This window comes from Bacillus sp. WC2503 (genome assembly GCF_052682895.1).
Window position 1 is genome coordinate 4,524,857 of sequence record NZ_JBQYMD010000001.1, and the last position, 12,655, is coordinate 4,537,511.

15 protein-coding genes are annotated in these 12,655 nt (G+C 36.2%); 9 read left to right on the plus strand and 6 right to left on the minus strand.

Features of this window, described 5'->3' with window-relative positions:
* Positions 1–105 precede the first annotated feature (105 nt).
* On the minus strand, positions 106–330 hold the full coding sequence (locus ACUN26_RS23350) for a DUF1450 domain-containing protein (protein WP_000526075.1): 225 nt from the start codon (positions 328–330) through the stop codon (positions 106–108).
* 427 nt (positions 331–757) lie between these two features.
* Here ACUN26_RS23350 and ACUN26_RS23355 point away from each other — a divergent pair, with 427 nt between their 5' ends.
* On the plus strand, positions 758–1,450 hold the full coding sequence (locus tag ACUN26_RS23355; RefSeq protein WP_000868366.1) for an RsfA family transcriptional regulator: 693 nt from the start codon (positions 758–760) through the stop codon (positions 1,448–1,450).
* A 151-nt stretch (positions 1,451–1,601) separates the two neighbouring features.
* Positions 1,602–2,447 carry a lipoate--protein ligase family protein gene (locus ACUN26_RS23360; RefSeq protein ID WP_000071939.1) on the plus strand — a complete coding sequence of 282 codons (846 nt, stop codon included), beginning with the start codon at positions 1,602–1,604 and terminating at the stop codon, positions 2,445–2,447.
* 49 nt (positions 2,448–2,496) lie between these two features.
* Here ACUN26_RS23360 and pta read toward each other — a convergent pair whose 3' ends face one another.
* Positions 2,497–3,468: a phosphate acetyltransferase gene (pta, locus tag ACUN26_RS23365; RefSeq protein ID WP_000067215.1), complete on the minus strand. Its 972-nt coding sequence runs from the start codon at positions 3,466–3,468 to the stop codon at positions 2,497–2,499.
* Between the two features lie 279 nt (positions 3,469–3,747).
* Between pta and hemQ the strand changes: the two genes are divergently transcribed.
* From hemQ to gerQ, 4 genes are all read left to right on the plus strand, one after another.
* The gene (gene hemQ, locus ACUN26_RS23370; protein ID WP_001287596.1) at positions 3,748–4,491 is read left to right on the plus strand and encodes a hydrogen peroxide-dependent heme synthase; all 744 of its coding nucleotides are present in this window, start codon (positions 3,748–3,750) and stop codon (positions 4,489–4,491) included.
* Positions 4,492–4,694: 203 nt separating this feature from the next.
* Positions 4,695–5,966, plus strand: a complete 1,272-nt coding sequence (locus ACUN26_RS23375; RefSeq protein ID WP_000722862.1) for a serine hydrolase — start codon at positions 4,695–4,697, stop codon at positions 5,964–5,966.
* Positions 5,967–6,294: 328 nt separating this feature from the next.
* Entirely contained in the window at positions 6,295–6,717 is a 423-nt protein-coding gene (gene cwlJ, locus ACUN26_RS23380) for a cell wall hydrolase CwlJ (RefSeq protein ID WP_000538166.1), read from the plus strand.
* Between the two features lie 27 nt (positions 6,718–6,744).
* Positions 6,745–7,173, plus strand: coding sequence for a spore coat protein GerQ (gerQ, locus tag ACUN26_RS23385; protein WP_000068641.1), 429 nt, complete (start codon positions 6,745–6,747; stop codon positions 7,171–7,173).
* Positions 7,174–7,205: 32 nt separating this feature from the next.
* Here the strand turns inward: gerQ and ACUN26_RS23390 are convergent, their stop codons facing one another.
* The 3 genes from ACUN26_RS23390 to ACUN26_RS23400 all read right to left on the minus strand — a co-directional run bounded on the left by ACUN26_RS23390 (position 7,206) and on the right by ACUN26_RS23400 (position 8,934).
* Positions 7,206–7,574, minus strand: coding sequence for a DUF423 domain-containing protein (locus ACUN26_RS23390; RefSeq protein WP_000688313.1), 369 nt, complete (start codon positions 7,572–7,574; stop codon positions 7,206–7,208).
* A gap of 64 nt (positions 7,575–7,638) precedes the next feature.
* Positions 7,639–7,935 (minus strand): YwdI family protein, encoded by a 297-nt coding sequence (locus ACUN26_RS23395; protein WP_001167342.1) that lies wholly within the window; start codon positions 7,933–7,935, stop codon positions 7,639–7,641.
* A gap of 6 nt (positions 7,936–7,941) precedes the next feature.
* Positions 7,942–8,934: a potassium channel family protein gene (locus ACUN26_RS23400; protein ID WP_000994012.1), complete on the minus strand. Its 993-nt coding sequence runs from the start codon at positions 8,932–8,934 to the stop codon at positions 7,942–7,944.
* 95 nt (positions 8,935–9,029) lie between these two features.
* On the opposite strand from ACUN26_RS23400, the gene ACUN26_RS23405 reads away from it, so the two are divergent.
* From ACUN26_RS23405 to ACUN26_RS23415, 3 genes are all read left to right on the plus strand, one after another.
* Positions 9,030–10,313, plus strand: a complete 1,284-nt coding sequence (locus ACUN26_RS23405) for a purine/pyrimidine permease (protein WP_000847016.1) — start codon at positions 9,030–9,032, stop codon at positions 10,311–10,313.
* A 228-nt stretch (positions 10,314–10,541) separates the two neighbouring features.
* Positions 10,542–11,363, plus strand: a complete 822-nt coding sequence (locus ACUN26_RS23410; RefSeq protein ID WP_000221386.1) for a Cof-type HAD-IIB family hydrolase — start codon at positions 10,542–10,544, stop codon at positions 11,361–11,363.
* A 211-nt stretch (positions 11,364–11,574) separates the two neighbouring features.
* Positions 11,575–11,868, plus strand: a complete 294-nt coding sequence (locus tag ACUN26_RS23415; RefSeq protein ID WP_000953396.1) for a DUF3817 domain-containing protein — start codon at positions 11,575–11,577, stop codon at positions 11,866–11,868.
* A 109-nt stretch (positions 11,869–11,977) separates the two neighbouring features.
* Here the strand turns inward: ACUN26_RS23415 and ACUN26_RS23420 are convergent, their stop codons facing one another.
* Complete coding sequence (locus ACUN26_RS23420) at positions 11,978–12,655, minus strand: uracil-DNA glycosylase (RefSeq protein ID WP_000432533.1); 678 nt, start codon at positions 12,653–12,655, stop codon at positions 11,978–11,980.

The window sequence follows — 12,655 nt, forward strand, 5'->3', positions numbered from 1 at the left end:
CATCTGTCACTGACTATCAGTAATAACCAATTAAGCTTCCATAGAATAACTCATTCTTCTTATGGGTATAAAAAAAGAAGAGTAGTCTGTTCACTCTTCTTTTTCTTACTTATTTAACTTTGCTTCAATTTTTACAATTAATTCATCTTCTGTTGGAGCTGCAACTGGACGATTATTTACAAATGCGAATGATTTTTTACGACCAGGACCACAGTAAGACTGGCATGCAACTTCAATCGTTGCACATGAATCTACTTTTTTTAACTTCGGAATTAACGTTTTAACGTTCGTTGCCTGACAATCATCGCACACACGAAATTCGTTTCCCATTATATAACACTTCCTCTATTTTAAACTTTTCTCAAGTACATTTAAAAATAAACACTAAATGGTATTTTACCGCTCTTTTAAGCTCGTTGCAAGTTTCCTTGCGACGCTCTTTCCTTCATATAAAGCTACATATTTTTATGCTCTCCTACAGAAGCTTCCATCATTCTTGGCAAAATTTATCCCGCTGTTTGCGTGCAGTAAGACTTCCGCCTTAAAATTCGGCGAATGAGAGAGAGTTAGGTAGAAAATCCACTGCCCGTAAAAACCCCTAATAATCAGCGGGAGACGGAAAAAACTTTCACTGATTAAAGTTTCACTTTATTCCTTTCATCGAAATCTACCATATTTTTAAAAGCTTTGTATAAAAGCACATTTTTTTGCCCATTATAAAAATAGGAAGTTCATAAAAAGAAAGGGAGTTGAATCTATGAAAGTAAGACAAGATGCTTGGACAGACGAGGATGATTTATTACTTGCTGAAACGGTACTTCGCCATGTTAGAGAAGGAAGTACGCAATTAAATGCATTTGAGGAGGTAGGAGATCAGTTAAATCGCACATCCGCTGCTTGTGGTTTCCGCTGGAATGCCGTTGTTCGCTATAGTTATGAGCAGGCTCTTCAACTAGCAAAAAAACATCGTAAAGATAAAATGCGTGCTGCGAGCGGTGAACAAGCGAAAAAACGTTTACTTTATACACCACCAGCTTCAGGAGCGATAACTGATTATGAAGAACTAGTACAAGAGGAAACAACTGTACAATATAAAGAAGCTAGTCTATATCAAGAGCCTACTATCCCTGCTGTAAAAAGCTCTATCACAATGCAAGATGTTATTTACTTTTTACAAACTGTTGGATCTTCAAATATAAAAGTAACCGGTCTTGAAAACGAGAATACGAGATTGAAACAAGAAATTAAATCACAAATCTTGCGAAATGAAGAACTAGAAAAGAAACTAGAAAAATTAGAACAACAATCTCATACTGTACAAGAGGATTACGAAACACTTATGAATATTATGAACCGCGCTCGTAAATTAGCAGTAATGGATGATGAGGAACGTTCGCAAACTTCTTTCCGAATGGATCGAAACGGTAATTTAGAAAAAATTGCAGAATAAAAAGGATGCATGCAATGCATCCTTTTTATTATTTCACTTCAAGCACACACGCTTCTTTTACTTTAAAATCTCTCTTTATATATGGGAAAACTCCTTTCATCATTTTTTGCTATAATAGAGATTGTCATTTTAAAGATAAGGGGTTAGTTATATGAGCAATTCCCGTTCAATTTTATCTCAGCCAGAGTGGCGTATTGTAGATCAGTCTAGTTTAGGACCGACATTCCATGCCTTGCAATCATTCGCAATGGATGACACATTATGCACAAGTATTGGGAATGGCGCATCCGCTGCAACAATGCGTTCTTGGGTTCATCACAATACAATCGTTCTCGGCATTCAAGATTCACGCCTACCACACTTAGAAGAAGGTATTTCCTTTTTAAAAGAAAACAACTTCAATGTTATCGTTCGTAATTCCGGTGGACTTGCGGTCGTACTTGATGAAGGTGTGTTAAACGTATCACTTTTATTCCAAGAAACAGAAAAAGGTATCGATATTGATCTGGGATACGATACAATGTGGCATTTAATTAAGGAAATGTTAAAAGATTACGACGTTACAATCGAGGCAAAAGAAATTGTTGGTTCTTATTGTCCTGGTAGCTATGATTTAAGTATTCGCGACCAAAAATTCGCAGGTATTTCTCAGCGCCGTATTCGCGGTGGGGTTGCTGTACAAATTTACTTATGTGCTACAGGAAGCGGATCGGAACGCGCTGCGCTTGTTCGCGACTTTTACAATGTAGCAATTCAAGGAGAAGAAACACGCTTCACGTATCCCGAAATTGTACCGAGTACAATGGCCTCACTCTCAGAATTACTTGGTGAAACAATTACAGTACAAGATTTAATGATGCGTCTTTTAAAAACATTACAGCAATTCGCTCCAAAGTTAACACCATCTCAATTAACAGTAGATGAAGTTCCTTTATATGAGACGAATTTACAGCGTATTATTGATCGTAATAATAAAGCACTTGGCTTAGAAAAATAAAAATGACCACCCTAAGGGTGGTCATTTTTCATAGCAATTCATTATAGAATTAAAGTGCTTGAGCTGCTGTAATTAAAGCTAACTTGTATACTTCTTCTTCGTTACATCCACGAGATAGATCATTTACAGGCATGTTTAAACCTTGTAAGATCGGTCCTACTGCTTCGAAGTTACCTAAGCGTTGAGCGATTTTGTAGCCAATATTACCAGCTTCTAAGCTTGGGAATACGAATACGTTAGCATCACCTTTAATTGTAGAACCTGGAGCTTTTTTCTCAGCTACAGATGGTACGAATGCAGCATCGAATTGGAATTCTCCATCTAAAGTTAATTCTGGAGCCATTTCTTTTGCAATGCGAGTTGCTTCTACAACTTTTTCTGTTTCTGGAGATTTCGCAGAACCTTTTGTAGAGAAGCTTAACATAGCAACGCGTGGGTCAATGCCAAATAGTTCAGCAGTTTTCGCACTTTCAATACCAATTTCAGCTAAATCTTGACTGTTTGGTGCAATGTTAATTGCGCAATCAGCGAATACATATTTCTCTTCTTCGCGTACCATGATGAATACGCCAGAAGTTTTTGTAACGCCTGGTTTTGTTTTAATAATTTGAAGTGCTGGACGAACTGTATCAGCTGTAGAGTGAGCTGCACCACTTACTAAACCATGTGCTTTGCCCATGTATACAAGCATTGTACCGAAGTAGTTTTCGTCTTTAAGGATTTTACGAGCGTCTTCTTCAGTTGCTTTACCTTTACGGCGTTCAACGAAAGATGCTACCATTGCATCCATTTCTTCGTATGTAGCTGGGTCATAAATATCAACGCCTGCTAATGTTAAATTCATGCTAGCAGCTTTTGCGCTAATTTCTTCTTTATTACCAACTAAAATTGGTTTTACTAACTCTTCTTTTGCTAAACGCTCTGCAGCGCCTAAAATTCTTTCATCAGTTCCTTCAGGAAGTACGATAGAAATGCCTTTTCCTTGAACTTTTTCTTTTACTGTTGTAAATAAGTTGCTCACGAATAAACCCTCCTACATATGTTAAAAAACTCTATCTTTAAGAATACTGCTTTTCCTCTATATTTTAAACTTATAGCTCCCAAAAAATAGATAAAATGAAAATGATTATATTTTCATAAAATTCAGCCGAAAAATACGTCCTACTTAAGCCTTATTTTCTCCCGATTTCTAATAAATATAAATATGACAATTTTATGTGCCGGAACTTTATATAGATGATTTTAAAACTATATATGCTATAGTTAACGTGTAAAACTATCATTAACTGAGGTGAATAGAATGAGTGAAGCAACAACAACGTTAGATGGCTGGTATTGTCTACATGATTTACGTTCTATTGATTGGGCTGCATGGAAAACATTATCTAGCGACGAACGCGGACAAGCTGTGTCTGAATTTTTAAATGTCGTTGAAAAATGGAACGAAGTAGCTACTGCAAAAAAAGGTAGTCACGCAATGTATACAGTTGTTGGTCAAAAAGCTGATATTATGCTTATGATTTTACGTCCAACAATGGAAGAATTAAATGAAATTGAAACAGAATTAAATAAAACAACATTAGCTGAATATATGGTTCCTGCATATTCTTACGTATCTGTTGTTGAACTAAGCAACTATCTTCCAGCTGATGAAGATCCATACCAAAACCCACAAATTTTAGCTCGCTTATATCCTGAATTACCAAAAGCAAATCATATTTGCTTCTATCCAATGGACAAGCGTCGCCAAGGTGATGACAACTGGTACATGCTTCCTATGGAAGAACGTAAAAAAATGATGTACAGTCATAGTAAAATTGGTCGACAGTACGCAGGTAAAGTACGCCAAGTTATTTCAGGATCAGTCGGATTCGACGATTTCGAGTGGGGCGTAACATTATTCGCTGATGATGTTCTTCAATTTAAGAAACTTATATATGAAATGCGCTTCGATGAAGTAAGTGCTCGTTATGGTGAATTCGGAACATTTTTCGTTGGAAACATTTTACCGAACGAAAAAGTAGAAAAATTTTTACACATATAAATAGTGAAAAAGGAACGAATTTCGTTCCTTTTTTTATTATCCTCTATATTTCTCCTCAAAAAACTTCTTTTCTCCGCAAATTTGAACAAAAATCGACAAATTCTTTTCAAATTTCTTGTAAAATTGTAACCTTTTTATATATAAAATTATGCTAAAATGATACGAGCTATATGCTAAATACCGATGCGAAGGTGATAATCTATATGAAGAAAATCTTGTCTATTTTACTATTGCTTTTATTGTCAATTTATTCCTTAGTAGTAACAACATCCCATGCGGAAGAAAAAATACATATTGAGGCAGCCGCTGCACTTCTATTTGATGCAGATACAGGAAAAATACTGCATGAGCAAAATCCAGATGAATTACTAGCTATCGCTAGTATGTCAAAATTAATTGTTGTTTATGCTGTTTTAGAGGCAATTAAAGAAGGGAAAATTACTTGGGATACAAAAGTAAATATTTCTGATTATGCTTATGAAGTCTCTCGTAATAACGAATTCTCTAACGTACCGTTTGAAAAAGGACGTCAATATACTGTAAAAGAATTATATCATTCTATCGTTATCTTCTCTGCGAATGGATCTAGTATTGCTTTAGCAGAACTTCTTGCAGGAAGCGAAAAAAACTTCTTAAATCTTGCAAATGACCATGCAAAAAAACTAGGGTTAAAGAAATATAAATTTGTAAACGCTACTGGGTTAAATAACGCTGATTTAAAAGGGAAACATCCTGAAGGAACTGATCCGAATGGAGAAAACTCCATGTCAGCTCGCGATATGGGTATTCTTTCAAAAACAATTATTACAAAGTATCCAGAAATGCTAGAGGATACAAAACAAAGATTTAGAAACTTCCCGGATAATCATCCGAAGCCAATTCGTATGGAAAACTGGAACTGGATGTTACCAGGTGCTGCTTTCGCTTATGAAGGGTCAGATGGTTTGAAAACAGGAAGTTCTGATACGGCTGGATATGGATTCACTATTACAGCAAAACGTGGTGATTTACGTCTTATTTCCGTTATTATTAAGACAAAATCAATGGACGAACGTTTCACAGAATCTCGTGCATTAATTGAATATGGATTTAATAGCTTCAAAAAACAAAAGCTGAAAATTGATAAAAATAATACAATCTCTGTAGTAAAAGGGAAAGCAGATCAAGTAACTGTTGCACCTGAAAAAGAAATAACAGTAATTGCGAAAAAGGGTGACAAGTCACCTTACAAAATTTCTACTGAAGCAGATAAGTCACTCGCTGAAGATGGACATTTAATTGCTCCTATTAAGAAAGATACAAAGGTGGGTTCCATCGTTTTAGAATCAACTGATAAATATGGTTTCTTAGATGGAAATAAGAGCATGAAGGTTGCTGCAAAAACGACAGAAGAAGTAGAAAAAGCAAATTGGTTCGTATTAACAATGCGTTCCGTTGGTGATTTCTTCTCAAACTTATGGTCCAAAATATTTTAATGATAAAAAGCTAGCACACGCTAGCTTTTTTATTTTCCTCTCTCAATGTAAAACTTCGTTTGGTTGTCATATCTGAGTCCTTTTCCTCATACGTATGAACTAGTAATTGTTCCACACTTCATCTAGAGATAAAGTGAAACTTTAATCAGTGGGGGTTTTGTTCATCCCCCACTGATTATTAGCCTTCACCAATCGGGCGTTTAGGGGCAGTTTGATCTCCCACCCACCTTCTTTGCTCCAGCCAAATTTCAAGGTGGGAGTCTTACTGCCCATTAATGCGGGATAAACCTCTTTCCAAAAGGTATTCCACAAAGAGAGGTGACACATAATGGGTGTTATTGCTTATAACGAAGAAGATGTAAAGTTATTAGCTAGACTGATGCGTGCTGAAGCCGAAGGAGAAGGGCAACAAGGAATGCTAATGGTCGGAAACGTTGGGGTAAATCGTGTCCGTGGAAATTGTTTAGATTTTAAAAGGATACGTAATTTACGTCAAATGGTTTATCAAAATCCTGGTGGTTTTGAGGCAACTCAAAAAGGATATTTTTATCAGCGAGCGAGGGAGCAAGATATCGCATTAGCAAGACGGACCATTCAAGGACAACGTTTTTGGCCCGCTAACTTTGCCTTATGGTTTTTTAGGCCTGAAGGTCCTTGTCCGCCAACTTGGTATGACCAACAAAATTCTGGTCGCTTTAAAAAGCACTGCTTCTTCCAGCCATCTGCCGGAGACTGTCCAAGCGTATATTAGGGAATGAAAATGAGGAGGGATTTTTGAATGGCACAGCAACAAAACCCGTACTATGGAACAGGTTTTTATCAACCATCAGGCACTTACGTACAACCGCAACAAATGACCGCGCAGCAACAGCAACAACAGCAAGCAATGCAACAACAAGCTGCTCAGGCTCAACTTGCAGTTTCTCAAGGGATGTTACCGCTCGAGCAATCATACATTGAAAACATTCTTCGCTTAAATAAAGGAAAGCAAGCTACAGTTGTAATGACTTATGAGCGTGGTAGCTCGCTCGGTACACAATCTTATACAGGGATTATCGAAGCGGCCGGACGTGATCATATCGTTATTAGTGAACCACAATCAGGGAAACGTTTTTTACTATTAATGATCTACTTAGATTATGTAGAATTCCCAGAAGAGATTACGTATTTACCTAGTCAACAAGCAACTTATGCTCCGAGACCATAAAAAAAAGCTGGCAAATGCCAGCTTTTGTTTTTTTATAACCCTTTTACTACTGCAGTTCCTACTAAAATCCACGCCACAATAAACGCTACACCACCAAGAGGTGTAATTGGACCAAAGAACTTAATACCTGTCGTACTTAGTGCGTAAAGACTACCTGAGAACATAATCATCCCAGCTACCATAAGCCAACCAGCAGTAGTTAAAAGTGATGATTGAATCTTATCCATCAATAGAGCAACTACGAATAGTCCACCTGCATGAAACATTTGATATGTAACGCCTGTTTTCCAAACTTCTAACATTTTCGCAGAAATTTTATTTTCTAAACCATGTGCCCCAAAGGCTCCTAACGCAACAGATAGCCCCGCTGCAATACAACCTAGTAAAAAGAAAATTTTCATCTTAATTCCCCTTTTTTACTTTTATCATAAGCAATTTTTTCATATAAGCCAAACGATTTAATCCTTAAAAATCAAATAAAGAATTACCATTTGCCCCTTCTTCTTTTATATACACAGGTTCTCCAGAAACCGGTATAACTGGTTGAACTGGTTGAACTGTTGTTATAGGCTGCGATCTAATTACTTGCGATTGAATTTGCGGCTCTCTATACGTAGAAGATTCAACCTGTTCATCTAATAGTAAATCGCATAAAGCACGCACAACTAATAAATGATCTTTTGATTTTTGTCCTTCACTACTTTTTGCCTTTGCAATTTCATTCGCCATTTTATTTAAAATCTTATCGCTCGATATTTGCATTCCTTATCACCTCGTACTTTGTAGTTCTTTCTCAAATTGCCCCAGCTTCTCTACTGAACCAAATACTATTATCATATCATGTTCTTGCAATTTTTCCTGCCCCGTCGGATTATGTATAATATCCCCACTTCTCAAAATCGCTAAAATTGTTACATCAAATTGATTTCTCACATCACTCTCTAGTAACGATTTATTGACTAAGATAGAATCGTTTCCGACTGAAATTTCTTCAATTACAAATGATTGCTCTATTCCATACAGTACTGTATCAATATAATGAACTGTTAGCGGATTCGCAATACCTTTTGCAATATGAATTCCTGCCATACTAGATGGATTAATAACCTTATTTGCACCAGCACGCCTTAATTTTTCTTCGGTTTCTTGCTTTTCCGCTCTTGCTACAATTTTAATTGCATCGTTTAATCCTCTTGCCGTTAATGTAATAAATACATTTTCAGCATCATTTGCAACAATAGCAACTAAACCAGCCGCTTTTGAAATTCCAGCATGATGTAAAACTTGATCCTCCGTCGCATCTCCATGTATATACAAAAGCTTTTCCTTCTCTAATATGCTTTCATCTTTATCGACAACAACAAATGGAATTTTCTTTTCTTGCAATTCATGTACAACTTGAAGCCCCACTCTACCGCAACCACATACTATAATGTGATTTTGTAACTGTGCTATTTGTTTATCCATCTTCTTCCTCCGCACTGCATGAAATAAATTCCCTTCAATAATTATAGCTGCCACTACTCCAATTGCATATGTAACAATACCAACACCAACAGGAATAATAAGGAGCGCAAATACTTTCCCTGCTTGCGTTACAGGAACGGCATCTCCGTATCCAACAGTCAATACAGTAATCATCGTCATCCAAAATGCTTGAAACAAACTAATCTCTTCAATTGTCATAAATCCTAGTGTTCCTAAAATTACAACAAAGGTCATACATACAACAGCTATCCATAATTGCTTACGTGCATTCATATCGTGTTTCAACTCTTTTCTCTATCTACAATCTTTGCCAGTGGAAATAAAATACGTATATACTAGATACGGAATCTATGAAAGAGGTTGATATAATGAAGACATTTCTTTCCGCCTTACAATGGGCACTATTTATTTTAGCAGGAAGCCTTATTGTACCAATTAGTGTCGCAACTAGTTATGGTCTTGATGGCGCTGAAGCTATCGCATTCATACAAAGAACATTATTTGTTCTAGGCTTTGCTGGTCTCTTGCAAGCTATATTTGGGCATAAACTTCCTATTCAAGAAGGTCCTGCTGGCCTTTGGTGGGGAATTTTCTCCCTTTACGCAAGTTTAGGCGTCATATTATTTGGATCAAGCAATGAGACACTTAAAGTTCTTCAATATGCTTTCTTATTAAGCGGTATTATTTGCATTATTCTTAGCGTTTTTGGACTCATTGATAAACTAGTTCGCTACTTTACACCGACAGTTATTGGAACATATTTATTTCTTCTTGTCACGCAACTCAGTGGCTCCTTCTTAAAAGGAATGTTTGGTCTTGATGGACAACATACAGAAGTACAACCAAAAGTATTTATTCTTTCACTCATTGTTATTTTACTATCCTTTTTCGTTATGAAGCTACCTATTATTGGACAATATTCCGTTCTCTTCAGTATTGTCTGCGGCTGGATTTTATTTGCATGCTTCGGATTATCTAATCCTGTAACACCTGTAACAGACATAATCCGGCTTCCATCTCTATTCGTTTTCGGAATGCCTCGCGTTGAATGGAACATGGCAATTACAGTCATTTTCGTTACACTATTACTTCTAACAAATATGTTAGCAAGTATTCGTGTTGTACAAAAGGTTGTTTCTAAATACGAAACAGATGCAGCTCCAGATCGCTTTAAACAAGCTGGCATTATAACGGGAATAAATCAATTGCTAGGCGGTCTATTTTCAGCTATTGGACCTGTTGCTATTTCTGGATCAGCAGGATTTATTGCAACGACTAATATTTATAAACGCCTTCCATTTATATTAGGATCAAGCTTTATTATTGCCGTTAGTATATTCCCAAAGATCACTTCATTCTTTGCAGCAATCCCAGTTGCAGTTGGTTATGCCGCTATTTATCCTGTATTCGCAAGCATGATTGGCCTCGCCTTTCGAGAATACGAAACTGTCCAGGATAAAGAACGATTATTTAAAGTAGCCGGTCTTTCCATCTTTACAGGAGTCGGGGTTATGTTTGTTCCAGCAGGAGCATATTCCACACTTCCACCATTTCTAGCATCTTTTTTAAGTAACGGTCTCGTTCTTGGATCTGTAATGGCAATCTTGCTAGAAATACTATTTTCTCGTTCCACAGCAAAACAACTATCGTAAATTGGAAAACTTCCATTATTGCACTCTACCTTTAGAGTTGTTACGATAAAATCAAACTTTAATCATTGGGGTTTTATTCATCCCCAATGATTATTAACCAATATTATGAGCAACACACTCATAATAATTTATCTACTTCTTTTCAAAGAGGTTTGATGTCTTACTATTATTCCTCAACATCTTCATGAACATGTATTTTGATTTCAATTAAAGAAAGGAATTTTCTATATGACTTATAAAATGATTGTTTTAGATTTAGATGATACTTTATTACGTGATGACCATACTATTTCACCTCGTACGAAAGAAGCTTTAATGACTGCACAAGAGCAAGGGGTAAAGGTTGTACTTGCTTCTGGACGTCCAACGTTTGGTATGCGCAATGTAGCCAAAGAACTTCGTTTAGAAGAATACGGCAGTTTCATTCTATCTTTTAATGGTGCAAAAATTATTAACTGTAAAACAAACGAAGAAATCTTTAGTAGTACGCTATCTCCTGAAATCGTTCACAACCTATTTGAAATTAGTAAAACTGAAGATGTATGGATTCATACTTATATGGGCGATGATATCGTAACGGAAGAAAATAACCCTTATACTGAAATTGAGGGCGATATTACTGGTATGCCAATTGTTGTAGTAGATGACTTTAAAGCCGCAGTTAAAGAGCCGGTAGTAAAAGTATTAATGAATAAAGAGGCTGAACGTCTTGTTGAAGTTGAAAAGAAACTACAAAAACAACTAGAAGGCCAATTAAGCGTGATGCGTTCAAAACCATTCTTCTTAGAATTTACTGAATATGGTGTTACAAAAGGAACAAGCCTAAACCAACTCATCCAAAAACTTGGTATTAAACGCGAAGAAGTTATCGCAATGGGCGACAGCTATAACGACCAAGCGATGATTGAATTCGCAGGTCTTGGCGTTGCAATGGGTAATGCGCCAGATGATATTAAAGAAATTGCAAACTATGTAACAGATACAAATATGAACGATGGCGTTGCAAAAGTTGTAGAGAAATTCGTTTTAAAAACAGAAGTACTTATTTAATATTTTCATTCATAAAACCTATTTGAAGTCAAACACTTCAAATAGGTTTTTATTTAAATTCTCGTGCTTTTGTGACTATATTTTGAACTTTGCACTATTCTCGTAGTGTAAACTTTCTTTTTGTATATAATGAAACAAAATAGACTATTTTATTTTGAAAAAGAATACAAATTTACTATAAACAAGCATACGTTAAAGGAGGCTACTTTACATGTTATCTACACCAATCGGACGATTAAGAGCAATTGGACTAGTTGAAGGGATTTCTTTCCTATTACTATTATTTGTAGCAATGCCATTGAAATACTTCGCAGGATTTGCAACAGCTGTTAAAATTACAGGCATGGCTCATGGTGTTCTATTTATTCTATTCATCTTTGCAGTCATTCAAGTAACAATCGTACACCGTAAATCAATTTTATGGGCACTTGGGGCATTCGTTTCATCAGTTATCCCATTTGGTACTTTTGTACTAGATGCAAAATTAAAGAACGAGCAACAATGATAATAAAAAGGTAGTTAACGACTGTTAACTACCTTTTCTATTTACCCCGATTGGTGAGGGCTGATAATCAGTAGGGGGTGAACAAAACCCCACTGATTAAAGTTTCACTTTACAAATTTGGAATTTCCCAATCAATTTCTCTCTCATCCATATTAGCTAAAATCGTATTTACTTTAGAGTACGGCTTACTTCCAAAGAAACCACGTCTTGCTGACAATGGGCTTGGATGTACAGATTCGATAATATGATGATTTGGATTCGTAATTAACTTCCTCTTCGCCTGTGCATGGCGTCCCCACAATATGAAAATAACTGGTTTTTCACGTTCATTTAATAGCTCAATTACACGATCAGTGAAATACTCCCATCCTTTTCCTTTATGAGAATTTGCTTCACCTTGCCGAACTGTTAATACAGTATTTAATAATAAAACTCCTTGCTCTGCCCACTTTACTAAATAACCGTTATTTGGAATGTCATACCCATATTCATCTCGAAGTTCTTTATACATATTTAACAACGACGGTGGCGTTTTAATACCGGGTTGCACAGAAAAGCTTAAACCATGCGCTTGATCCGGTCCATGGTATGGATCTTGTCCTAAAATAACGACCTTTGTATTTTCATAACTTGTATACTCTAGAGCGTTAAAAATATCTTCTATCTTTGGATAAACAACATGTGTACTGTATTCTTCTTTCAAAAAATTAGCCAATTCGCGATAATATTCTTTCTCAAATTCTGGTGCCAATAACGGCCCCCAATCATTTTTTAAAACATTTTCCAT